17 protein-coding genes and 1 pseudogene are annotated in these 23,074 nt (G+C 69.1%); 11 read left to right on the top strand and 7 right to left on the bottom strand.

What is annotated here, in order from left to right; translation table 11 throughout:
• The first annotated feature begins 108 nt into the window (after window positions 1-108).
• The 7 genes from mreC (at window position 109) to ACIP94_RS04340 (ending at window position 10,454) form a co-directional block, all read left to right on the top strand.
• Window positions 109-1,068, top strand: a complete 960-nt coding sequence (gene mreC / locus ACIP94_RS04370; protein WP_402419316.1) for a rod shape-determining protein MreC — start codon at window positions 109-111, stop codon at window positions 1,066-1,068.
• A 24-nt stretch (window positions 1,069-1,092) separates the two neighbouring features.
• Window positions 1,093-1,761: a rod shape-determining protein MreD gene (gene mreD, locus ACIP94_RS04365; protein WP_402419313.1), complete on the top strand. Its 669-nt coding sequence runs from the start codon at window positions 1,093-1,095 to the stop codon at window positions 1,759-1,761.
• Window positions 1,762-1,899: 138 nt separating this feature from the next.
• Window positions 1,900-4,155 (top strand): penicillin-binding protein 2, encoded by a 2,256-nt coding sequence (mrdA, locus tag ACIP94_RS04360; RefSeq protein ID WP_402419312.1) that lies wholly within the window; start codon window positions 1,900-1,902, stop codon window positions 4,153-4,155.
• Complete coding sequence (gene rodA / locus ACIP94_RS04355) at window positions 4,152-5,351, top strand: rod shape-determining protein RodA (RefSeq protein ID WP_402419310.1); 1,200 nt, start codon at window positions 4,152-4,154, stop codon at window positions 5,349-5,351. The genes mrdA and rodA overlap by 4 nt, the downstream gene beginning before the upstream one ends.
• A 288-nt stretch (window positions 5,352-5,639) precedes the next feature.
• Window positions 5,640-7,178 (top strand): CHAD domain-containing protein, encoded by a 1,539-nt coding sequence (locus ACIP94_RS04350; RefSeq protein ID WP_402419307.1) that lies wholly within the window; start codon window positions 5,640-5,642, stop codon window positions 7,176-7,178.
• Window positions 7,179-7,702: 524 nt separating this feature from the next.
• Entirely contained in the window at window positions 7,703-9,664 is a 1,962-nt protein-coding gene (locus ACIP94_RS04345; protein ID WP_402419304.1) for a TIGR03960 family B12-binding radical SAM protein, read from the top strand.
• 496 nt (window positions 9,665-10,160) lie between these two features.
• Window positions 10,161-10,454, top strand: coding sequence for a CBS domain-containing protein (locus ACIP94_RS04340; RefSeq protein ID WP_402419301.1), 294 nt, complete (start codon window positions 10,161-10,163; stop codon window positions 10,452-10,454).
• Window positions 10,455-10,663: 209 nt separating this feature from the next.
• Here the strand turns inward: ACIP94_RS04340 and ACIP94_RS04335 are convergent, their stop codons facing one another.
• From ACIP94_RS04335 to ACIP94_RS04325, 3 genes are all read right to left on the bottom strand, one after another.
• Complete coding sequence (locus tag ACIP94_RS04335) at window positions 10,664-11,170, bottom strand: MmcQ/YjbR family DNA-binding protein (protein ID WP_402419298.1); 507 nt, start codon at window positions 11,168-11,170, stop codon at window positions 10,664-10,666.
• A gap of 12 nt (window positions 11,171-11,182) precedes the next feature.
• Window positions 11,183-11,833, bottom strand: coding sequence for a nitroreductase family protein (locus ACIP94_RS04330; RefSeq protein WP_402419295.1), 651 nt, complete (start codon window positions 11,831-11,833; stop codon window positions 11,183-11,185).
• A gap of 136 nt (window positions 11,834-11,969) precedes the next feature.
• Window positions 11,970-12,503: a carboxymuconolactone decarboxylase family protein gene (locus ACIP94_RS04325; RefSeq protein ID WP_402419291.1), complete on the bottom strand. Its 534-nt coding sequence runs from the start codon at window positions 12,501-12,503 to the stop codon at window positions 11,970-11,972.
• 958 nt (window positions 12,504-13,461) lie between these two features.
• Between ACIP94_RS04325 and ACIP94_RS04320 the strand changes: the two genes are divergently transcribed.
• From ACIP94_RS04320 to ACIP94_RS04310, 3 genes are all read left to right on the top strand, one after another.
• Window positions 13,462-13,620, top strand: a complete 159-nt coding sequence (locus tag ACIP94_RS04320; RefSeq protein WP_402419288.1) for a hypothetical protein — start codon at window positions 13,462-13,464, stop codon at window positions 13,618-13,620.
• Between the two features lie 222 nt (window positions 13,621-13,842).
• Window positions 13,843-14,487 carry a DUF4360 domain-containing protein gene (locus ACIP94_RS04315; RefSeq protein WP_402419286.1) on the top strand — a complete coding sequence of 215 codons (645 nt, stop codon included), beginning with the start codon at window positions 13,843-13,845 and terminating at the stop codon, window positions 14,485-14,487.
• 489 nt (window positions 14,488-14,976) lie between these two features.
• Window positions 14,977-15,429, top strand: coding sequence for a DoxX family protein (locus ACIP94_RS04310; protein WP_402419283.1), 453 nt, complete (start codon window positions 14,977-14,979; stop codon window positions 15,427-15,429).
• Between the two features lie 86 nt (window positions 15,430-15,515).
• Here the strand turns inward: ACIP94_RS04310 and ACIP94_RS04305 are convergent, their stop codons facing one another.
• Together ACIP94_RS04305 and ACIP94_RS04300 are read right to left on the bottom strand one after the other, a co-directional pair.
• The gene (locus ACIP94_RS04305; protein ID WP_402419281.1) at window positions 15,516-16,214 is read right to left on the bottom strand and encodes a DUF899 domain-containing protein; all 699 of its coding nucleotides are present in this window, start codon (window positions 16,212-16,214) and stop codon (window positions 15,516-15,518) included.
• A 456-nt stretch (window positions 16,215-16,670) separates the two neighbouring features.
• Entirely contained in the window at window positions 16,671-18,245 is a 1,575-nt protein-coding gene (locus ACIP94_RS04300) for a hypothetical protein (RefSeq protein ID WP_402419278.1), read from the bottom strand.
• Between the two features lie 644 nt (window positions 18,246-18,889).
• Between ACIP94_RS04300 and ACIP94_RS04295 the strand changes: the two genes are divergently transcribed.
• Entirely contained in the window at window positions 18,890-20,389 is a 1,500-nt protein-coding gene (locus ACIP94_RS04295; protein WP_402419275.1) for an alpha/beta hydrolase, read from the top strand.
• An 873-nt stretch (window positions 20,390-21,262) separates the two neighbouring features.
• On the opposite strand, the gene ACIP94_RS04290 is transcribed toward ACIP94_RS04295, so the two are convergent.
• Together ACIP94_RS04290 and ACIP94_RS04285 are read right to left on the bottom strand one after the other, a co-directional pair.
• Window positions 21,263-21,853: a hypothetical protein gene (locus ACIP94_RS04290; protein WP_402419273.1), complete on the bottom strand. Its 591-nt coding sequence runs from the start codon at window positions 21,851-21,853 to the stop codon at window positions 21,263-21,265.
• A 345-nt stretch (window positions 21,854-22,198) separates the two neighbouring features.
• Window positions 22,199-23,074, bottom strand: a pseudogene (locus tag ACIP94_RS04285) (hypothetical protein); the annotation flags it as partial.

The following is a 23,074-nucleotide window of genomic DNA, read 5'->3' as shown; positions in this document are numbered from 1 at the left end:
CCTCTCGTGCGGCGGATCGTTGATATAGAGGCATAAGCTCCCCGCCATATCCCCCGACATTCCCGGTTTCCCCTACACATTCCGACGAGGAAGGCACGGCCGCCGCACGTGAGGGACACACGAGAGAGCCGGCTGCTCCTGGTTCTGCTGATCGCCATCGCGTTCGCGTTGATCACGGTGGACATCCGCGGCGGCCAGGACTCACCGGTCGAAGGTGCCCGCCAGGCCGCCGCCACGGCGTTCGGCCCGATCGAGAACGGGGTGGCGTCCGCCGTCGACCCCGTCGGCAACGCGGTAGCGGCCGTGCGCGACTCCGCCAGGCGGCACGACCGCATCGCGCAACTCGAGCGTTCCAACGCCGCGTTGAAGGCGAAGCTCGGCAGCGACGACCGCAACCGCAGCCGCCTCAACCAGCTCGACAAGATGATCCGGGTGGCGGGCGAGGGACAGTACGGGATCAAGGGCGCCGAGGTCATCGCCATAGGAGCGGCCCAGGGCTTCTCCTGGACGGTCACCATCGACGTGGGCGCCAAGGACGGCATCAAGCGCGACATGACCGTTCTGAACGGCGACGGACTGGTCGGTCGCGTCACCACCGTCGGCCCCGACACCTCCACCGTGCTGCTGGCCAACGACCCCGACTTCACCGTGGGCACCCGTATGGAAGGCAGTGACGAACTCGGGTTCGCCGCCGGGCAGGGCGACCGCCCGCTGCGCGTCCAGCTCCTCAACGGCAAGGCCGACGTGAAGAAGGGCGACCGCCTCGTCACCTTCGGCTCCGAGGCCGACAAGCCGTTCGTGCCCGGTGTCCCGGTCGGCGTGGTCTCCCGGATCGACCCGTCCGGGGGCGGTCTGACCCGCACGATCTATGTGAAGCCGTTCGTCTCCTTCAGCAGCCTCGATGTCGTCGGCGTCGTCGTCCAGGCACCGAAGAAGGACCCGCGTGACACCGTGCTGCCCCCGAAGCCCCAGCCGACACCCACCCCGACCGTGACCGTCACCGTCACGCCCTCGGCGTCCGCCGACAACCAGGCGTCCGGCGACGGTCAGTCGTCCGACGTCGAGTAGCGGACGCCCAAGGAGCCGAACCAGATGCGCCTCAACCGGATGCTGCTCTCCACCGCCCTGGTGATCGTCGCCCTGGTGATCCAGGTGAGCGTCCTCGCCCGCCTCCATCTGCCCGGTGCCGTCCCGGACCTGGTGCTCCTGACGGTCGTCGCCCTCGCCCTGGTCTACGGCCACGTCGGCGGGTGCCTCATCGGCTTCGGCGCCGGCCTGCTCTCCGACCTGGCCCCGCCCGCCGACCACGCCGCCGGGCGCTACGCCCTCGTGCTGTGCGTCATCGGCTACCTCGCCGGACTCGCCCGGCCCGAGAACGGCCGGCTGAAGTCCGCCAGCGGCCCGATGTTCGTGGTGGTCGCCGCCGCGATCGGCTCCACCCTGCTGTACGCGGGCGTGGGCGCCCTCGTCGGCGACACCGCCGCCCGTCATGTCGGCCTCACCAGCCTGCTGGCCACGGCCGCCGTGTACGACCTGCTGCTCGCGCCCTTCGTGGTCCCCGGGATCATGGCGCTGGCCCGCCGCATCGACAACGACCCGCTCGCCGAGACCAGTTCCGCCAAGGCCGCCGACGTCTCCTCCGGCTGGCTCTCCTCGGGCACCGGACTGCGCATCGGCAGCCAGCGCGGGGTCCTGCGGGTCAAGGCCGCCAAGGCCCGGGTGGCCCGGGCCGGACGCATCAAGGGGGTCAAACGGCTGTGACCCCGCCGGAGCCGGCCGCCTGGTCCACAGGTCCACCGTGTACACCTATGACGCGTACGCGCACGGAGCGGGTGCGACAGCAGTGACCGACACCCGCCCGTCCTCCGCAACCACCCTCGACCTCAGTGGGCTTCGCCGATGACTAACATCCCCGAGACCGGACGGACGCCCCGCGTCCAGATCCGGCTGGTCGTCATCCAGATCCTCGTCCTCTCCCTCCTCGGCACCCTCGGCGGCCGCCTCTGGTACCTCCAGATCCGCAACGGCGCCGAGTACGCCAAGGAGGCCTCCGGCAACCATGTCCAGCAGGTCGTCCAGCCCGCCGTACGCGGCGAGATCCTGGACGCGCGCGGCGTGCCCATCGCCGACAACGAGACCCGGCTGGTGGTCTCGGCCTCCCGCACCGACCTGCTGAAGATGAAGGACGACGGCAAGGCGGTCCTCACCAAGCTGGCCGGCGTCCTCGGCATGAAGCCGCAGGACGTCGAGGGCAAGGTCCGCCTGTGCGACGCGAAGACGCCGCAGCCCTGCTGGAACGGTTCCCCGTACCAGCCGATCCCCATCACCGACAAGGCCACGCCCCGCCAGGCCCTCCAGATCCGCGAGCGCTCCGAGGACTTCCCCGGCATCACAGCCGAGCCCGAGGCCGTGCGCCGCTACCCGAGCCCCGGTGAGGCCAACACCGCCCAGGTCCTCGGCTATCTCTCGCCCGTCACCGACGACGAGATCCAGCAGGCCAAGGACACCGACTCGCCCTATCTGCGCTCCGACATGGTCGGCCGCTCCGGCCTCGAGCGCCAGTACGACAAGGCCTTGCGCGGCAAGGCGGGCGTCACCCGCTACGAGGTCGACAACCTCGGCCGTGTCATCGGCAAGGCGAAGAGCGACGCCGCAGAGCCCGGCTCCAACCTGATCACCAGCATCGACGCCCGCGTTCAGCGGGTCGCCGAGTACGAGCTGGACAACGCGATGAAGATCGCCCGCACCCAGTTCGACAAGATCACCGGCGAGAACTACAAGGCGGACTCCGGTGCCGTCATCGTGATGGAGGCCAAGACCGGCCGGATAGTCGCCATGGCGTCCGCCCCGACCTACGATCCGAACGTCTGGGTCGGCGGCATCTCCGCCAAGGACTACCAGCAGCTCACCGGCAAGGACTCCGACTACCCGCTCCTCAACCGGGCCATCCAGGGGCAGTCGGCACCCGGCTCGACCTTCAAGGTGGTCTCCACGGCCGCCGCGATCCAGGCCGGCTACGACTTCGACGGCCACTACCCGTGCACCAGCTCGTACTCGGTCGGCGGACAGGTCTTCAAGAACTTCGAGGGAGAGAACTTCGGCCCGATCTCGCTCGGCCGCGCCCTCGAGGTCTCCTGTGACACCGTCTTCTACGGTCTCGCCGACAACGAGTGGAAGAAGGACGGCGGCATCAACCCCAAGAAGGGGCAGCCCAAGGACTGGTTCTTCAAGACCGCTCACCAGTTCGGCCTCGGCAAGCCGACCGGCATCGACCTGCCCAACGAGGTCTCCGGCCGCGTGCCCGACCGCCAGTGGAAGCAGAAGTACTGGCAGGCCAACAAGGACGTCTGGTGCAAGACCGGCAAGAAGGACGGCGATTACGTCCAGAAGATCGCGTACGAGAACTGCCTCGAGGGCAACAAGATGCGCGAGGGTGACGAGATCAACTACTCGATCGGCCAGGGGGACACCCTCCTGACGCCGATACAGGAGGCGGTCATCTACTCGGCGATCTCCAACGGCGGCACCCTGTGGAACCCGACCATCGGCAAGGCGATCGTCAGCCCCGACGGCAAGAAGGTCACGGAGATCAAGCCCAAGTCGCACGGCAGGCTGCCGATCAGCCAGAAGACACGGGACGTCATGGAGCAGGCCCTCGCGGGCGTCGTCACCCGCGGTACCGCCGCCTGGAAGTTCGGCGGCTGGCCGCAGGACAAGATCCCGCTGCACGCCAAGACCGGTACCGCCGAGGTCTACGGCAAACAGACCACGTCGTGGCTGGCCACCTACTCCAAGGACTACGCGGTCGTCATGACGATCGCCCAGGCCGGTACGGGCTCCGGCGCCTCCGGTGAGGCCGTGCACAACATCTACAACGCCCTGTACGGCGTCCAGAAGGACGGCTCGATCGACAAGAGCAAGGCGCTGCTGCCCACCCCGCAGCAGGGCCTGCCCAAGATCCACGCCGACGGCTCGATCGAGGCCCAGAAGGTCGGCAAGTACGACCCCAGCGCCGACCAGGCGACCGGGCAGGACCAGCAGGGGAACGCCCCCACGGACAACCCGTCGGCCACCGTGCCCTCGCCCACCGCGAGCAACCGCCGCACCGCCCGGCGCTCGGCCCGCCCGAAGAAGAGGCGGAGGATCCTCACATGACCGGGGCGAACAACTTCTCCGTCTCCGGGTACGGCCCCGACCGGGCGGCCTGGACACGCGTCTTCGCCCGCGACGGACTGGCCCGGCGGCTCGACTGGCCGATACTGCTGTCGGCCACGGCCCTGTCCCTGATCGGCGCCGTCCTCGTCTACTCGGCGACCCGCAACCGCACCGAGATCAACCAGGGCGACCCGTACTACTTCCTGATCCGGCATCTGATGAACATGGGCATCGGATTCGCCCTGATGATCGGGACGATCTGGCTCGGCCACCGCACCCTGCGCACGGCCGTGCCGATCCTTTACGGCCTCTCGCTCCTGCTGATCCTGCTGGTGCTCACCCCGCTCGGCGCCACCATCAACGGCAACCGCAACTGGATCGTCTTCGGCGGCGGTTTCTCCCTGCAGCCCTCCGAGTTCGTGAAGATCACGATCATCCTGGGCATGGCCATGCTGCTCGCGGCCCGGGTCGACGCGGGCGACAAGCCCCACCCCGACCACCGGACCGTGGCACAGGCCCTGGGGCTGGCCGCCGTCCCGATGATGATCGTCATGCTGATGCCCGACCTCGGCTCGACGATGGTCATGGCGGTCACCGTGCTGGGCGTGCTGCTCGCCTCCGGCGCCTCCAACCGCTGGGTGTTCGGCCTGCTCGGCGCGGGCGTCCTGGGCGCGGTCGCCATATGGCAGCTGCACATCCTGGATCAGTACCAGATCAACCGCTTCGCCGCCTTCGCCAACCCCAGCCTCGACCCGGCGGGCGTCGGCTACAACACCAACCAGGCGCGCATCGCGATCGGCTCCGGCGGGCTCATGGGCGCGGGCCTCTTCCACGGCTCGCAGACCACCGGCCAGTTCGTGCCCGAACAGCAGACCGACTTCGTCTTCACGGTCGCGGGCGAGGAACTGGGCTTCGTCGGCGCGGGCCTGATCATCGTGCTGCTCGGGGTCGTCCTGTGGCGGGCCTGCCGCATCGCCCGTGAGACGACCGAGCTGTACGGCACGATCGTCGCCGCCGGCATCATCGCCTGGTTCATCTTCCAGGCCTTCGAGAACATCGGAATGACCCTCGGCATCATGCCGGTCGCGGGCCTGCCCCTGCCGTTCGTGTCGTACGGCGGCTCCTCCATGTTCGCCGTCTGGATAGCGGTGGGACTCTTGCAGTCGATCCGGGTGCAGCGGCCGTTGTCGGCGTGAGCGGGCTGTGCGGGCGTCAGCGGGTAGTGCGGCGTGGGCGGGTAGTGCGGGCGTCAGCGGGTAGTGCGGGCGTGAGCGGGTCGCGCGGGCGTCAGCGGGTAGTGCGGGCGTGAGCGGGTGACGTGGGCGTGAGCGGGTAGTGCGGCGTGGGCGGGTGACGTGGGCGTGAGCGGGACCGGACCGCGTGAGGGGTCCGGCCCGTCGGCCGCACGGCGGCCGGAGGAGCGCATTCCGGACGAACACCGAGGAACCCTGCCCTCCCTGCCCGATTGCCACTAGATTCAGTCCATGGCGGACACGAAACGCGAAATCGAGCGCAAGTACGAGGCCGCGATCGGAGACGAGCTGCCCGACCTCACCGTCGTCGGCGGCGTCTCGGCCGTCGTCGATCAGGGCATCGCCGAACTCGACGCCACCTACTACGACACTGCCGACGCGCGGCTGGCCGACGCCTCCCTGACCCTGCGCCGCCGCACCGGTGGCGACGACGCCGGCTGGCACCTCAAGCTGCCGGTCGCCGACGGCGTGCGCGACGAGGTCCACGCCCCGCTCTCCGACACCGTCCCGCCGTACCTCCACAGCCTCGTCCGCTCCCGTGTCCGGGGCGCCGAACTCATCCCCCTGGTCCGGCTGCGCTCCTCCCGCGCCCTCCGCCGTCTCGTCGGCGCCGACGGCGCCCTGCTGGCCGAGGTCAGCCTCGACCGCGTGCACGCCGAGCGGCTCAGCGGCGGCACGGGCACCGCCGACTGGACCGAGATCGAGGTGGAACTCGCGGACGACGGCGACCCCGCCTTCCTCGACAAGGTCGACAAGAAGCTCCGCAAGGCGGGCGTGAACCGCTCCTCGGCCGCCTCCAAACTGGCCAGGGCACTGGAGGAGACGGGCGGCCGCCCCGAGCCCGCCGAGACGGGCATGCGGCTGCCGCCCCCCGCTCCGGCCGGTAGGCCAAAGCCCCCCACCACCGCGGGCGACCATGTCCTCGCCTACGTCCGCGCCCAGCGTGACGCCATCGTCGAACTCGATCCCGCGGTGCGCCGGGACGTCTTCGACTCGGTGCACTCCATGCGCGTGGCCACCCGCCGGCTGCGCAGCACGTTCCGCTCCTTCGGCACGGTCCTGGACCGCCGGGTCACCGACCCGATCGCCGACGAGCTGAAATGGCTGGCCGGCGAGCTGGGCGTCGACCGCGACCTGGAGGTCCTCACCGAGCACCTGAGGACCGCCGTGTCCGAACTGCCCGCGGCCCTGGTCACCGGGCCCGTGCGCAACCGCCTGCGCTCCTGGTCCGACGCCCGGCGCGGCGGCTCCCGGCGCGCTCTGATCTCCGTCCTCGACGGCGAGCGCTACCTGGACCTGCTGAACACGCTCGACACCCTGATCGCCGGGCCGCCCCTGCTGAAGGCGGCCGCCCAGGACCCGGAGAAGGTGCTCGCCAAGGCTGTACGCAAGGACTTCCGCAAGGTCGCCGCCCTGGTCGGCGAGGCCCTCGACCTGCGCCCGGGCCATGACCGGGACGTCGCGGTGCACGAGGCGCGCAAGAAGACCAAGCGCACCCGGTACGCGGCCGAGGCCGCCGCACCCGCGCTGGGCAGGCCCGCCGAAGCCCTGGTCAAGTCGATGAAGTCGTTGCAGACCCTGCTGGGCGACCACCAGGACAGCGTGATGGCCCGCGAGGCCCTGCTGAACCTCGCGGCCCAGGCGGACACGGCACGGGAGAGCACCTTCACCTACGGCGTTCTGTACGGGCGGGAGGAACAGCGGGCGGCGGCCACGGAGGCGGCACTGCCGGAGATGTGGCGCACGGTGCGGTCCGCGACCGACATCTGAGCGGGGCGGACGGGCCGGGGCCCGTGGGTACGGTGGCCGGGGTCCCTGTGGCCGCCGACCGGGGGTCGTGGGTACGGCGGCCGGGGGTCGTGGGCCGGCGGTCGGGGCCCGTGGGTACGGTGGCCGGGGGTCGTAGGGCCGGCGGTCGGGGCTCCCGGGGCGGACGCCCGTCCCGGCTGTGCGGCCGTCCGGGTTGTCGGCCCGTCCCGGCTGTGCGGCCGTCCGGGTTGTCGGCCCGTCCTGGCTGTGCGGCCTCCGGGTTGTCGGCCCGTCCTGGCTGTGCGGCCTCCGGGTTGTCGGCCCGTCCTGGCTGTGCGGCCTCCGGGTTGTCGGCCCGTCCCGGCTGTGCGGCCGTCCCGGTGGTCGGCCCGTCCCGGCCGTGCGCCCTGTCCCGGTCCTCCGCCCGTCGGGAAGGGGCCCCGGGCGCGTTAGGCTTGATGGTCACCCCCATCAGTCGTGATGGTCACCCCATCCGCTTTGGTGGTCACCCCCGTCAGTTCCCTCCAGCCCACGAAAGTCGCGAGATGTCTGCCGAATCGGTCTTCCCGCAGCTCGAGGCTCTGCTCCCGCACGTGCAGAAGCCGATCCAGTACGTCGGCGGTGAGCTGAACTCCACCGTCAAGCCGTGGGACTCCTGTGACGTCCGCTGGGCGCTCATGTACCCCGACGCGTACGAGGTCGGCCTGCCCAACCAGGGCGTCATGATCCTCTACGAGGTCCTGAACGAGCAGGACGGCGTCCTCGCCGAGCGCACCTACAGCGTGTGGCCGGACCTGGAGGCCCTGATGCGGGAGCACGGCGTCCCCCAGTTCACGGTGGACAGCCACCGCCCGGTGAAGGCGTTCGACGTCCTCGGCCTGTCCTTCTCCACGGAGCTGGGCTACACGAACATGCTGACGGCCCTGGATCTGGCGGGCATCCCGCTGGAGGCCAAGGACCGCACCCTCGACGACCCGATCGTGATGGCCGGCGGCCACGCCGCCTTCAACCCCGAGCCGATCGCCGATTTCATCGACTGCGCGGTGATCGGCGACGGCGAGCAGGCCGTCCTGGAGGTCACGAAGATCATCCGTGCCTGGAAGGAGGAGGGCCGCCCGGGCGGCCGCGAGGAACTCCTCTTCCGCCTGGCGAAGACCGGCGGGGTCTACGTCCCCGGCTTCTACGACGTCGAGTACCTCCCCGACGGCCGTATCGGCCGTGTCGTCCCCAACAAGTCGGGTGTCCCGTGGCGCGTGTCCAAGCACACGGTCATGGACCTCGACGAGTGGCCGTACCCCAAGCAGCCCCTGGTCCCCCTCGCGGAGACGGTCCACGAGCGAATGTCCGTCGAGATCTTCCGCGGCTGTACGCGCGGCTGCCGCTTCTGCCAGGCCGGCATGATCACCCGTCCCGTGCGCGAGCGCTCCATCACGGGCATCGGCGAGATGGTCGACAAGGGCCTGAAGGCGACGGGCTTCGAGGAGGTCGGCCTCCTCTCCCTGTCCTCCGCGGACCACTCCGAGATCGGCGACATCGCCAAGGGTCTCGCGGACCGCTACCAGGACGACAAGATCGGCCTGTCCCTCCCGTCCACCCGCGTGGACGCGTTCAACATCGACCTGGCGAACGAGCTGACCCGCAACGGCCGCCGCTCGGGCCTCACCTTCGCCCCCGAGGGCGGCTCCGAGCGCATCCGCAAGATCATCAACAAGATGGTCTCGGAAGAGGACCTGATCAGGACGGTCGCGACGGCGTACGGCAACGGCTGGCGCCAGGTGAAGCTGTACTTCATGTGCGGCCTGCCGACGGAGACCGACGAGGACGTCCTCCAGATCGCCGACATGGCGACGCACGTCATCCAGAAGGGCCGCGAGGTCTCCGGCTCGGGCGACATCCGCTGCACGGTCTCGATCGGCGGCTTCGTCCCCAAGCCGCACACCCCCTTCCAGTGGGCGCCCCAGCTCTCCGCCGAGGAGACGGACGCCCGCCTGGAGAAGCTCCGCGACAAGATCCGCGGTGACAAGAAGTACGGTCGCTCGATCGGCTTCCGCTACCACGACGGCAAGCCGGGCATCGTCGAGGGTCTCCTCTCGCGCGGCGACCGCCGCATCGGCGCGGTGATCCGCGCGGTCTACGACGACGGCGGCCGCTTCGACGGCTGGCGCGAGCACTTCTCGTACGACCGCTGGATGGCCTGCGCGGACAAGGCGCTGGCCCCCTACGGCGTGGACGTCGACTGGTACACCACCCGCGAGCGCACCTACGAGGAGGTCCTCCCCTGGGACCACCTCGACTCGGGCCTCGACAAGGACTGGCTCTGGGAAGACTGGCAGGACGCCCTCGACGAGACGGAGGTCGAGGACTGCCGCTGGACGCCGTGCTTCGACTGCGGCGTGTGCCCGCAGATGGACACGGCCATCCAAATCGGCCCGACCGGCAAGAAGCTGCTTCCTCTGACGGTCAAGAACGCAGGTCAGGCACCCGCTTCGAGTGGTCACACGCACTGACGTGAGCGAGGCACTCGATCGGGTGATGGAGGCGCTGGCGGGGGCAAGCGTGGAGGAGGTAGCGGCTGCGCTGACTGCTGCCGGCTCTTCTGGTCGTCGACGCTTGGCCCCGAAGCGCAGTCTTCGCACGCCCTTGCCGGAGCCTGCGGGTTCCTCGAATGTCTGCTCAGAGGTGGAATGGGTCTGAGCTCGCTACGGCTGAGTTACGACATTCTTCGCTGGTTTCAAGACACCCGGCTACGCTCCTGCCTTCGGCCCGCTCCGCCCGCGCTGCGCCGACGCGCGCCCACATGCGGATAGGGCCAGTGGCCATGAGTCGAGCACCGCATAGCGCGGCCTCGCGGTCGAGGCGATGCCTCTGGGGGGGGATCGGCCGGCACAGGGATGGCGGGGGCGCCGTTCTCGACTGCGGCCCCGTAGTGGCGTACGCGGGGGGATCGCTGGCCCTCCCCGCCAGGTCGAACGTCACTGGTCACCGGAGCGGCGCGGTGTTGTCATGGGCAGGGAGACGGGCCTGGACGAGCGGCCGCGAAGGCTGGGGCGCCGCGCCGTCGCGAAGCGGAGGAGGCTGGATGCCATGCTGCACCGCCGCACGGTCGGCGACGTGATGACCGAAGAAGTCATCACCCTCCGCACCGACACACCGTTCCACGAGATCGCCTCCCTGCTGGACGCGAACGACATCGCGGCGGCCCCGGTCATCGATGACGAGGGCGTCCCCATCGGCGTCGTCCGACGTGCTGCGGCACGAGACCGGCATGCCCGATCCGCAGGGGCAGGACGGGAATGACGAGCGCGCGTGGGGCAAGGCTCGGGCCCGGACCGCGGGCGCGCTCATGAGCAGCCCTGTTTTCACCGCCCGTGCCGACTGGACGATCCCCCGGGCCGCGCGGGAACTCCACAGGCGGCACGTCAAGCTCCAGCCGCCAGCGGACTCACGCCATGATCCCCACCGGATCGGCGAAGAGCCGGTTTTGTTTTTGCCTGGCGCCGCGTCGGTCAGTCGGCGGACGGCAGGAAGCTGAAAGTGTCGGGGTCGACCGGGCGGCTCTGTCTGGGAAGGCCCGCGACGACGAGCAGGTACGACTCGGTCACGAGGTCGTCCACCAACGCCTGCTCGATATCCGCACCAGGTCTGACGGTGATCCAGTGCTTCTTGTTCATGTGGTAGCCGGGAGAGATGCTCGTGTGCGACGCGCGGAGCGTCTCCGCATCCGAGGGATCGGCCTTGAGGATCACGACCGGCTCCCCAGGCATCGATGTCTGCAGCATGAACACCTTGCCGCCGACTTTCCACACCTCCCAGTCGCCGGTGAACTGGTGCGTGTGCTCAGAACCCGGGAGCTCTGCGGCGCGCGCGGCCGCGCGGTTCTGGACTGTCCTGTCTGCGTGCATTTTGGCCTCCTCGAGGTCGGTGGAGGTCGACTGTCCGGCGTCCGTCGAGGAGAGGTGCGGGCGCCGGTCAGTCGAGTTGCGCAGAAGCGAGCGGGCGCGCCGGTCGCGCACCCGCTCAGTTCGTCATATGTGGGTGAAGATCTTCTCGGCGTCGAGGCGCGAGACCGGCTGGCGAGAGACGCGCGTCTCGTCCGGGTACCCGAGCGCCATGATCAGCGTTGTGGTGAAGTCGGTGTCGGTGAGGCCGAACGCTTCGTCGATTGCCGCGCGGTCGAACCCTTCCATCGGGGTGGCGTCGACTCCGAGAGAAGCGGCGGCCATCATGGTCGCGCCGACCACGAGGTAGGTGTTCTTCTCCAGCCAGTGGAGTACGTCGCCGCCATAGTTCTTCGACTGGATCTCCACGAAGTTGGACGCTCCGGCCTCCCATCCCTTCTGGATCTCCGGGTCCGCGAAGCGACCGTCCGCGCGTTCCTTGGCGAAGATCTCCTGCAAGTGCTCGTCGGGAATCGTCTTGCGGGTCGTGAACACGATCGCGTGCGACGCGTTCCGCACCTTCTCCTGGTTGTCGGCGAAGCGGCCGACGAGAGCGTCCGCCAGTTTGTCCTTGCCGGCCTGCGACTCCAGCACATGGAAGTGGTTCGGCTGGATGTTGATCGTCGTCGGCGAGGTGCGTAGGTAGCGCAGCAGGAGCTGGAAGGTCTCCTCTGGGATCTTCTTGTTCGGGTCGAAGTAGCGAGTGAGGTGCTTGGTGATCAGATTGTTGAGATCCATGCTCGGTTTTCGTTTCGTGTTCGGAGAGATCAGGTCAGAGGTGGTTTCTGGGCGTTGGAGCCACGTCAGTACGTGGTGAACGTCGCTTTCATCGGGGCGACCTCCGTGCCGGTCGATGCGGTTTCGACGTCGCTGGTTAGGCGCCCGCACCGGAGATGTCGACGACGGTGTCGTTGACGTTGTTGAGGTAGTTCGTGAGCAGCGTGACGACCACGACGGTGACGATCGCCTGGATCTCGGGGTCCGTGTACCCGGCCTCGCGGACCGCGGCGATGTCCTCGTCGCCCACCTGACCGCGGGTCTCGATCACCTGCTGGGAGAAGCGGGCGACGGCGGCGCGCTTGGGATCGGTAAAGCCGCCGCTGCGGGCCAGCTCGATCTCCTCGGTGGACATGCCTCCGAGGTTCGCGGAGATGTATCCGTGCAGCGCCGAGCAGTAGTCGCAGTTGTTGGAGTGGGACGTGGCCAGCGCGATCGTGTGGCGGGTCTTCGCGTCGAGGAGCTTGGCGATGCCGCCCTGCAGGCCCATCACGATCTCGAGGACGGTCGGGTTGGCGGCGAGCGTGGTGAACATGCTCGGAGCGAAGCCGAACTGCTTGGCGATGGCGTCGAGCGTGCCCTGAGTCTTGGCGTCGATGTCGGTGAGTTCGGGCGTGCTGAGACGAGACATGGTGGCGGTCCTCGGGTCGGTATCAGTCTGGGCTGTCTGGCCCACTCGCAGTCAACGCGACGCGGATTGGGCTGTCAAGCCCAATCCGTGTCCATGTTGGGCCGCAGAGCCCAATCTGCGTGGTGACATGCATATGAAGGATGGATCGCGTGATCTTCGCGGGCGCACGGGCAGCGGGCTGGCGACGCGAGGTCGCATCCTCGAGCACGCCGCGGACTTGATCTACACGCGGGGGATCCGCGCGACGAACAACGAGCTGGTGCGAAGAGCAGCGGGGATCAGCGGCTCGCAACCCGATCGGCGTGCGGCGTGTGCCCCCAGATGGACACGGCCATCCAAATCGGCCCGACCGGCAAGAAGCTGCTTCCTCTGACGGTCAAGAACGCGGGTCCGGTGCCGGCTTCGAGTGGTCACGAGCACTGACATGGGTGAGTCCCGGGCGCGGATTGCCGATGCCCTGGCGGGGGCGAGCGAGGACGATGTAGGCGCCGCCCTGGCTGCTGCCGGCGCCTCAGTGTGGCGGCCGTCGACGGCGCGGCGCGGGCCTGAGACGCCCTTGCCGGGGCCTGGAGGCGCTTCGGACATCCACTCAGAGGTGGAGTGGGTCTGACTCGCTGTAGGGCTTCCGCGGGACAGCGAAGGCTTCCGAGTCCCCCTCCCAAAAATGGAGGGGGACTCGCGGCATCTTGTCCGTCTGGCGGTGCGGGGCGGAAGTCTTCTGTTGCGCAGGCTGCTCATCAAAGGCTGCGGCAGCCCCAAGATCTCTTCTCCGGGCCTGTCAACGTGCTCACCACCAGCGCCACACCGACATACCCGATGCAATCACCGACCGGAACTGGCGCTACGTCGGCTCCGGCCACACCCCCGGCGCTGCCCTCATCGCGGCCGGCATTGTCGAGGATCTTGCCGAGTCTCGACGGCTCGGCCTGGAAAGGAGGCGAGAGGGGGAGCGGTACCGATGACCGCTCCGACCGAACGAGAACATCGGAAATCTCGGCGCTCGTCGTTGCCTCGGACTGATGACGAGACGGCCGTGAGTGTGATCGAGAGCGAGATCCTGCTCGTCGCCGATGAGGGCACGGAAGAGCCGTTCGACCCGGCGTCGTGGTTCGACTGAGACGAAAAGCCGCCTCCCCGTGCACCTGGTGGTTATGTGCGTGACTGCGGGAGTCGTTTCCACATGACTGGGAGGTCTCGACCCTGAAGGCCGATTGAGTGACTGGAGCGTCACCTTCCGTACGCGGGCACGTAACGTGTGGTGCGATGCCCACGTGAAATCCGCGGGTCGGGCTCGGAAACGACGCCCGCCCTGGATCCATGGACGATTGAAGGGAAGCCCATGGTGCTCCGCGTGCTGGCCGCGACTGGTGTCGCCACATCATTGTTCGGCTCGTCGGCCTTCGGCGGCAACCCGCCCCAGCCGCCGGCCCCGATCGTCATCGACAGCGTGACGGCCAATGGTTCCGGCTGCCCGGCGGGGACGGCCGCCGTGGCCGTGTCCCCTGACAACACCGCCTTCACCGTCACCTACAGCAGCTACCTCGCCCAGGTGGGGCCCGGCTCGGCGCCGACCGACCGGGAGAAGAACTGTCAGCTCAACCTGCTTGTGCATGTCCCCCGCGGCCGCACCTACGCGATCGTGTCCGCCGACTACCGCGGCTTCGCGTCACTGGCGCCGGGTGCGTCTGGGACTCAACGGGCCGGCTACCACTTCCAGGGCAATTCCCACACCACCAACTTCACCCATCACTTCCAGGGCGGGTTCACCGGCGACTGGCAGACGACCGATACCGTGCATGTCGCCGCCCGGGCCTTCGCCCCCTGCGGGGAGGAGCGCAAGCTCACCATCAACACTGAACTGCAGGTCGAGCCGGGCACCTCAAGCCCGAGCGCCACCAGCTTCATGGAGATGGACTCGACGGACGGCTCGATCAAAACCGTGTACCACCTGGCCTGGAAGCGGTGTGAGCGATCTCCGCGCTGAGATCGGAGGGTGCGTCCAGGCCAACGGCTCTCGAAATCGGTGGTAGTGCTGTGCGGTGATCACTGGAGTGAGAATGCGCCGGCGGAGCAGGGGTGACTCGGCTCGCCCGTGCATCTGCCCCTTGCGACACGCGAGCCGCCGACTAAGTCATCGAACTCGCGCTTTCACGAGGTGGGTGTCCGAGGCTTGATCGCAAACGCGAGAAGTGCTCCTGACCCGTTCCTGACCCGCAACGATAGGACTTGCTGAGGGTCCTGTCGGCTGCGAGGTGACCGGGTCCCTGTTGTGGGGCCGGCTGAGCCCCTTCCCCGGTGGGAAGGGGCTCGCCGCTGTCCGGTGGATCAGGCGCGACTCCTGCGACCGGCGACTCAGAGGAAACCCAGAGCTTCCGGCCACTGGTGTGCACCCGCGTGCCGCGCTACACCGTTCTGACATGTCCATGGCCGAAAGGCGGCCGTCGGATTCCCCGAGAACTGAGGAGTGACCCCCATGAACTCTTCACCGGCATCGACGTTAGGCACCGTGCGTCCGGTCGTGCAGGCCGTATTCCGCCTGGTGACCGGTTTCCTCTTCGCCTGTCACGGCGCGGCCTCCCTTTTCGGAGTCCTGGGCGGCGCCCACGGCGGCGGTACGGTGCCCACCCTGCAGTGGCCCGGATGGTGGGCCGCGGTCATCGAACTGACGGGCGGAGTCCTGGTCGCCCTGGGCCTGTTCACGCGGACGGCGGCCCTCATCTGCTCCGGGTCCATGGCCTACGCCTACTTCAGCGTCCATCAGCCGAGCGCGCTGTTCCCGATCGACAACGGGGGCGAGCCTGCCGTCATGTTCTGCTGGGCGTTCCTGCTGATCGCCTGCCTCGGTCCCGGCGCCTACGCGGCAGAGGGGCTCCTGAAGAAAGACGCGAGCACCTCAGGACACGAGGCAGCAGTTTCCACCTCGTAGTCTCCGTTCCTGCCGGTGGCAGGGCGCTGCGGTGAGGGCAGGAGAGCCCCTCGTTGATCACGAGGGGCTTGCCCCTCAGCAGCCGTCTAACGGCCGCCGTCAGTGCCCGAGCCATAGAGCGCGGCGATGTCTTTGGACGTCGCCCATCGGCTGTAGGTGGGCGACTGTGGCCAGCCCTCGGGCGAGTCCTGCCATTCCTCCTGCCGTCCGTACGGCAGGAGGTCGATCAGCGCGAAGGTGTGAGCGAGCTGCTCGGTACCCCGACCGTTGGTGTGCCAGGTGCGATAGACGATGTCGCCGTCGCGCAGGAACACGTTGACCGCGAATCCTCCGTCGGGCGGTGCGCCGACGTCGGCCCCGAACGAGCTGTTGGCGGTCGAGTACCACGGCATCCGGTTGCCGACCCGCTGCTTGTAGGCGAGTGCCTCTTCGATCGGGCCCTGGGTGACGACGACGAATCGGGCATCGTAGTTGTCCAGGAACTCCAGGCGGGTGTACTGCGAGGTGAACCCCGTGCAGCCCGGGCACTGCCATTCCTGGCCGGCGAACCACATGTGGTTGTAGACGATCAGTTGCCTCCTGCCTTCGAAGACGTCCGCCAGCCGAACGGGGCCGTCCTCACCCTCGAGGCTGTAGTCGGGCATCTCGACCATCGGCAGGCGGCGGCGCTCGGCGGCGATGGCGTCAAGCTCCCGCGTCGCGGCCTTCTCCCGGGCGCGCAGTGCCTCGAGCCGACGCTCCCAGGTTGCGGCGTCGACGACGGGTGGCAGGGCGTAGGTGGTCATGGTCCCCTCACAGAACTCGTGCGCGGCCTTCGCTTGTGCGGAGTCAGACCCCACCGGGCTCCGGAACTCATCGGTCGCCGGCCGACGAGACGGCAGGGTGCCCGACATCAGGCATCGCCACTGGCAGAGGGCTCAGGAAGGCGACAGTAGGGCTCCGCCCTCGTCGACTCCTGCCTGCTGCGGGCACGCGACACCGGGCCTCGGGCGCCCAGCAGTCCGGGCACGCCCTGCCACAGGGCCGCCCCGTTCACCCGTTCCCAGTCCGCGGTCGTCCGGGTCCCAGCCCACTGGGTCACGGCGACCGGGAGCAGCATGAAGGGCGGCGTCACAGTGTGGGACGTCAAGCCGATGAGCATCATCCAGCAGGCCGACAGCCCCGCGATCCCGGCCGAGCACCGTAGCGATCTCCGCCGCGATGCGTCCTGGCCGACACGCGTTGCGCAGCCGAGCCGCCGGTCAGCTCAGGAACTCCGCGAGCGGGAAAGAACGGCGACTCCGCGGTGGGATCAGAAAGTTCTGGCGGTGGGTGGTGTGAACCACTGCGTTCAGGCCGGCTTTTGGTGAGCGCGGAGAAAAGTCGACTCTTCTTCCGTCGGGATAGTAGCCGTCCATCGCCAGCCGAATACGGTTGAACACCTCGGCCGTCGGCACGAAGATCAGAAAGTGCAACCCGGCAGCCTTCTGGGGGCTGTAATGGTCGCCGGCCGGGTCGGACGTGTAATGGAACGGGTTGTCCAGGGTTGCGAAATCACCGCGATTGGACACAGGTGTGCCGACCGGGTAGGTCATGCCGTAGTTGCTGGTGGTCGCTTTCTGCAGGCGGTTCACCGGCTGCATGCTCCCGTTGTGCCCGTAGCTGCCGGACGTTCTGACACGGTGAAAGATGTCGTCTTCGCTTTCGGCGGGCGGATCCACGGTCACCGTTCCTTCGGGGACCGGGATGCCCGGCCGGTACATCGCCCGAAGTCGTTCGGCGTAGAGAGGGAAATCCCGTCCCGCGCGTCCTTCCCCGTACCAGGTGGCCAGGTCCGAGTACAGGTGCGAGAGCGGCATGACCGTCCCGTACTTGAAGTAGCCGTTGGGCCATTGGTCGGTCCAGCCCGGAAGCGTCTCCAGATTCGACACCGGAGTGGAGCTTTCCGCAGACTTGATCGTGGTGGTGAAGCCAAGAAAGATGGGAGCATGCGGGGGAATGGACTTCGCTCCGGGCAGGCCTGCCTCAAGGGCCAGTCTGCTGGCGAGCGACTGCTGCCCCGTGTGGCCGCCACCCGTGAAGCCCCTGCGGATGCTGGTCACCGTGAAGAGATCGCCCGCCTGGCCGCTTCCCGCCCCGAACAGGGCATTGGTGCCCTCCATGATGTTGTCGAGCGAGTCACTGCGCAGGAGCACGGCCACGTGGTTCTGCTCCAGCCGGACCTGTCCGAAGCCGGCAGGCGGTTGGTCGCTGGGATACGTTCTGGCGTCCTGGAGCGCATAGACCGTGCGGCCCCGCTCTTTTGACGTCATCAGATCCACCGGCAGTAGTCCGGGTAACGGGTCCCCGCCTTGAAGAATCCGGAACCTCTTCCCAGACTGGGGATGTAGTGCTGGAAGTACGGGAGCCCCCAGGCGACGACGACGCCCAGGCCGATGGGGGGGAGGGAAGCGCTTCTCCACGGCCTGGATAACGGCCTCCAGATGCCGCTGTGCCTCCTGCAGGGCCTTTGCGTTCACCGGGACCTTCAACGTCGCGGTGATGACGTGATTGTGCAAAGGCGGGATCAGGACGGGGATCGTTCCGTCACTGCTTGCGACGCCTGTGCCGTTGTCCATGACGAGTCGTGGTGTGGGGATGGCATATTGTTCCGGCGGCAGGGGTTTGTCGGCCTGTACAGCGGCCCGTTCGGGTGGAGTGACCAGCTTGTCGATGACCTCATAGATGCCTGCGGAAGTCAGAGCCACTCCAAGAGTCGCCCCCGCGACAAAGCTTCGTCTGCTCGGGTTCGCGGATTCCTCGGCGTCGGACAAGCCTTTTCCGCCCTGTTCTTTCACGGGCTCCATCCTCCCTGCTCGACATGTGCGCCTTCGCCGGCCAGGGCCGGGATCGGGAGGACCCGACGTCGGTCGGTCCCGGACGTGACAATCCCTTTCCTCGGCCCCATCGGCCCAAGGCGGCAAAGGTCCCTTAATTCGCCCATGAAGTCCGGGCAGCAGCCAGTCCTGGCAGGCCATTCGGGCTCACGCCCATGGGGGGAACCGGCCTGAGCGAGCACGGCGGAAGCGCGGTTGTCTGCTGATGGTCGTCGCGAGCCGGCCTGCCACAGAGCGAGCAGCAGTGGGATCGAGCGGACGGCCGGTTATGTGCTGAAGTGGCGTGCCCGGGCGGGCGCAGGCCCGCACATACGTCCGGCCGGCTGGCAGTCGGTGTGGCCTTTCTTGTGGGTTGCGGCCGGGCATGGTCAGTGGGGCCGTCCGTCGCCAACGCCGGTGTGGTGGGTCTGAGTCTGGCCCTGAGTCTGGCCCCGTTGGTGGGCGTGGCCGCCGAGTTCGTGATGCGCAGGGCAGCGCGACGCTGACGCGCTGAGGTCTCGGTCGGGGTGCGTGTACCCCACCGGTGCGCGGTGGGGGAAACCCCCGTGAGAACAGGGATGTTGCCCGGATGTGATGCGCGGGCGAGATCCGCGAGGCTCGTGTGCATGAAGAAGACCACGCACACAAGGGCCGCATGGATGGCCGTCTCCGCCGCTGTCCTCGGCGTCGCCGCCCCCTTCGCCACGTCCCCTCCCGCGTCCGTGGCGGCTGCCGCCCCGGCCTCCTCCCTGCACTGGACCCGATGCACGGGCAGTGGGCTCGATCCGCGTCAGGAGTGCGCGGCGGTGAAGGTGCCGATGGACTACGCGCACCCGGGCGGCCGGAAGATCGACGTCGTCATCTCCCGTATCCCCAGCGAGAAGCCGGCCGCACGCCGTGGCGCGCTGCTGCTGATCCCGGGCGGGCCCGGCGGTTCCAGCCTCGACGACCCCTCGGGGAAGGGGCAGAAGCTGCCGCAGTCGGTACGGGACGCCTACGACCTGATCGGCTTCGCCCCCCGAGGCCTCGCGCCCTCCACCTCCGTCAGCTGCGGCCTCGACCACGGCGACCTGGCCGTGTCCACACTGCGGCCCTGGCCCGCGCCGGACGGATCCATCGGACAGAACATGGTCACCGCCCGGCGGATGGCAGGCGCCTGCGCGCGCAACGGCGGCGATTTGATCCGGCACATCGGCACGATCGACGAGGCCCGCGACATCGACCGCATCCGGGCGACGCTCGGCGAGCGCAGACTCTCCGCCTGGGGCGTCTCGTACGGCACGTATGTCGGCGCCGTCTACAGCCGGCTGTTCCCGCACCGCATCGACCGCATGGTGCTCGACAGCAACGACGACCCGGATCCCACCCGGATCTCCCGCGGCTGGCTCGCCGCGTACGAGACCGGGGCCGAGGACAGCTTCCCCGAGTTCGCCAAGTGGGCCTCGGCGCCCGGCAACCAGGACCGGTTGGCCGCGTCGCCGGCCGAGGTACGGCCCCTGTTCCTGCGCCTCGCCGCGCATCTCGACCGGGCGCCGATCCCCTGGCCCGGCGCCAACCCCGAGCAACTGAACGGCAACGTGCTGCGCCAGACCATGCTGGACAGCCTCTACTCACCCAGCCGCTTCCCCGCCCTGGCGAGACTGATGCTGGCGGCGCAGCACGGCACGGTGCCGCCCGCCCCCGCGGCTCCTCCGGAGCCGGCGCAGCAGAACCTCGTCGCGGTCACCGCCGCGACCCTCTGCAACGACATGGCGTGGCCCACGTCGGCGGCCGAGTATCGCAAGGGGGTTGCCCGGAGCCGTGCGGAACACCCGCTGACGGCAGGCATGCCGCGCAACGTGACGGTGTGCGCCGCCTGGCCGTACCCGCCCGAGCACGCGCCCATACGGATCACCGCCAAGGGACCGTCCAACATCCTGCTCGTGCAGAACGAACGCGATGTAGCCACCCCGCTGAGCGGCGCCCTGAAACTGCGCGACGCCTTCGGTGCCCGTGCCGTCATGGTGACGGTGGACTCCACCGGCCACGGTTCCTACCTCGCCAATGGAAACGCCTGCGGAGACGCTACCGTCTCCCGGTTCCTGGCGACCGGGGAGCGACCTGACGGGGACATTCGCTGCGCATAGAGGTGACGAAGGGTGCGCATTCCGTGGAGCGGTCAAAAATCCCGCCGGCGTGATGGTAGGACGCGAAATTCAGGGATGTTCTAGGGGCGATTCCCTTGCATCGGGGCCATGGAGTTCCGGGGTGGGGCGACGACGGCGTCGCCCGCTTCGGCATCCTGTGGCGTCGACGTCGCGGCGCTGCGGCGTGCGGCACGTGCACGGTGTCACGACCTCGGATGCCGCCGTATTCGGTGTGTTTTGCCAGGGGAATATGCCCGAGCGTAGGCTCAGGATTCCCTTTCCTAAAATCTTGTGAAAGGAGCGCCGCCTATGCGTCTACGTCGGAAAGCGGGCTAGGCGGGTGATATTCGGACGGACGCTCCTCGATGGTGGTCGCGTGAGGCTTTCCATGAGTCGATATTGGCGCTTCATGGCGGAACTGGCGGGTGTGTTCTGCGCATGAATACTCCAGCTCGGCGTTTTATCTAACAATGGGATGGGAGACCTTTGCGCATGAGGGTTTCACTTCGGAGGGTTCGCCTCAAGGCCGTCGGTGCTCTTTCGGTCGCGGGCGCCCTTGCCGTGGTCGCGAACGTGGTTCCGACGACGGTTGCCGTGGCCGACGCGCTCGAGAGGGCGCGCGCCGGTCATGGTCCGAAGGGCGCTTTGAGTGCCCACTTCAAGCCTCGGGGCCTGACCGCCATCGCTGACGAGCGTGGCCGTTGGCAGGGACCGCGACCTGATGGGTCGAACGACCATGACGACCATGGCCATGGATCGGACGGGCCGCACAAGCCAAAGCCTCCACGAGGCCCCCAAGGGCCGCAAGGAGCCCAGGGGGCACAAGGCGCCCAAGGGGCCCAGGGGGCCCAGGGGGCACAAGGCGCTACCGGCTCACAGGGCGCGCAGGGTTTCCAGGGGGATACCGGTTCCGGTACTCAAGGCCCCCAGGGCGCTCAGGGTGCGGGAGGTCCGCAGGGCGCTCAGGGGGCGACCGGCCCCCAGGGGTCCGGCGTCCAAGGTGCGCAGGGCGCTCAGGGCTTCCAAGGAGCCGCCGGAGCCCAGGGAGGGACCGGACCCCAGGGCGCCGGCGGCCCACAGGGTTCCACGGGGGCTCAGGGCACCGGGGGTGCCCAGGGTCCGCAGGGTTTCCAGGGTTCGACCGGTCCGCAGGGGGCTGGGAGCCAGGGGCCGCAGGGCTCTCAGGGGGTGCAGGGGAGTACGGGAACGCAGGGAGCCACCGGGTCCCAGGGCGCCGGCGGCCCGCAGGGTTCGACGGGGGCTCAGGGCGGTGCGGGTGCGCAGGGTGCGCAGGGTTTCCAGGGTTCCGCCGGTTCTCAGGGCTCGGCGGGGGCTCAGGGGGCCGGCGGTGTTCAGGGTGAGGCGGGTGCTCAGGGCCCGCAGGGTTCCCAGGGTTCCGCCGGCCCACAGGGCTCCGGTGGCACGCAGGGTGCGACGGGCGCGCAGGGTGAGGCGGGTGCGCAAGGCTCGCAGGGGTCACAGGGTTCTCCAGGTCCACAGGGCTCGGCGGGGGCTCAGGGGGTCGGCGGTGTTCAGGGTGGGCCGGGTGCTCAGGGCCCGCAGGGTTCCCAGGGTTCCGCCGGCCCACAGGGCTCCGGTGGACCTCAGGGCGCCACGGGTGCGCACGGTCCTCAAGGCGCCGACGGCTCCGCGGGCCCGCAGGGCTCGACCGGGGCTCAGGGGGCCGACGGCGCTCAGGGGTTCCAAGGTTCGACGGGTCCCCAGGGCCTGACCGGCGCCCCGGGGGCCAGTGGTCCGCAGGGTGTCCAGGGCGCGACCGGTTCACAGGGTTCCACCGGCCCGCAGGGGTCAAGTGGCGCTCAGGGCGCGACGGGTACGCAGGGTCCCCAGGGCTTCCAAGGTTCCGACGGGTCGCAGGGAATCACCGGTCCGCAGGGGGCGGCCGGCGTCCAGGGTGAGGCGGGCGCGCAGGGCTCCCAGGGTGTCCAGGGCTCGATCGGCGCGCAGGGTTCGACGGGCGCTCAGGGTTCCAGTGGCGCTCAGGGGGCGACTGGCTCCCAGGGTTTCCAGGGCACCCAGGGTTCCGCCGGTCCGCAGGGAACCGCCGGGCCTCAGGGGTCCAACGGGGCGCAGGGGGCGGCCGGCGGGCCGGGCGCGCAGGGCTTCCAGGGTTCCGCCGGTCCGCAGGGCTCCGCGGGGGCGCAGGGGGCGGCCGGCGCGCCGGGCGCGCAGGGCTTCCAGGGTTCCGCCGGATCGCAGGGTTCGGCCGGCGTCCAAGGTTCCGCCGGTCCGCAGGGTTCGTCCGGATCCCAGGGCGCTACAGGCCCGCAGGGCTCGGACGGTGCTCAGGGCGAGCCGGGCACACCTGGTGCGCAGGGTGTGCAGGGTGCGACGGGCGCTCAGGGTGCGATGGGTGCTCAGGGGTCTGCCGGTGCTCAGGGTGAGGCGGGCATGCCGGGTGGGCAGGGTGTACAGGGCGCGGTGGGTCCGCAGGGTTCTGATGGGGCTCAGGGGTCCAGTGGTGCGCAGGGGGAGGCGGGCACACCTGGTGCGCAGGGTGTGCAGGGTGCGACGGGCGCTCAGGGTGCGACGGGTGCTCAGGGGTCTGCCGGTGCTCAGGGTGAGGCGGGCATGCCGGGTGGGCAGGGTGTGCAGGGGGCGGTGGGTCCGCAGGGTTCTGATGGGGCTCAGGGGTCCAGTGGTGCGCAGGGCGAAGCAGGTGCG

It is taken from the genome of Streptomyces sp. NPDC093261, from assembly GCF_044753645.1.
Classification (GTDB): Bacteria; Actinomycetota; Actinomycetes; order Streptomycetales; family Streptomycetaceae; genus Streptomyces.
Note: the sequence above shows the minus strand (reverse complement) of the source record. Positions and strands in the feature narration are given on the sequence as shown.

What these genes read in the sequence shown, in the direction of transcription:
- ACIP94_RS04350 (WP_402419307.1), top strand. Translation starts at nt 5,640, where the DNA reads ATGGCGGACACGAAACGCGAAATCGAGCGCAAGTACGAGGCCGCGATC.
- ACIP94_RS04305 (WP_402419281.1), bottom strand. Translation starts at nt 16,214, where the DNA reads ATGACCACCTACGCCCTGCCACCCGTCGTCGACGCCGCAACCTGGGAG.
- ACIP94_RS04340 (WP_402419301.1), top strand. Translation starts at nt 10,161, where the DNA reads ATGGGCAGGGAGACGGGCCTGGACGAGCGGCCGCGAAGGCTGGGGCGC.
- mrdA (WP_402419312.1), top strand. Translation starts at nt 1,900, where the DNA reads ATGACTAACATCCCCGAGACCGGACGGACGCCCCGCGTCCAGATCCGG.
- ACIP94_RS04320 (WP_402419288.1), top strand. Translation starts at nt 13,462, where the DNA reads ATGACCGCTCCGACCGAACGAGAACATCGGAAATCTCGGCGCTCGTCG.
- ACIP94_RS04315 (WP_402419286.1), top strand. Translation starts at nt 13,843, where the DNA reads ATGGTGCTCCGCGTGCTGGCCGCGACTGGTGTCGCCACATCATTGTTC.
- mreD (WP_402419313.1), top strand. Translation starts at nt 1,093, where the DNA reads ATGCGCCTCAACCGGATGCTGCTCTCCACCGCCCTGGTGATCGTCGCC.
- ACIP94_RS04330 (WP_402419295.1), bottom strand. Translation starts at nt 11,833, where the DNA reads ATGGATCTCAACAATCTGATCACCAAGCACCTCACTCGCTACTTCGAC.
- ACIP94_RS04345 (WP_402419304.1), top strand. Translation starts at nt 7,703, where the DNA reads ATGTCTGCCGAATCGGTCTTCCCGCAGCTCGAGGCTCTGCTCCCGCAC.
- ACIP94_RS04295 (WP_402419275.1), top strand. Translation starts at nt 18,890, where the DNA reads ATGAAGAAGACCACGCACACAAGGGCCGCATGGATGGCCGTCTCCGCC.
- ACIP94_RS04310 (WP_402419283.1), top strand. Translation starts at nt 14,977, where the DNA reads ATGAACTCTTCACCGGCATCGACGTTAGGCACCGTGCGTCCGGTCGTG.
- ACIP94_RS04325 (WP_402419291.1), bottom strand. Translation starts at nt 12,503, where the DNA reads ATGTCTCGTCTCAGCACGCCCGAACTCACCGACATCGACGCCAAGACT.
- rodA (WP_402419310.1), top strand. Translation starts at nt 4,152, where the DNA reads ATGACCGGGGCGAACAACTTCTCCGTCTCCGGGTACGGCCCCGACCGG.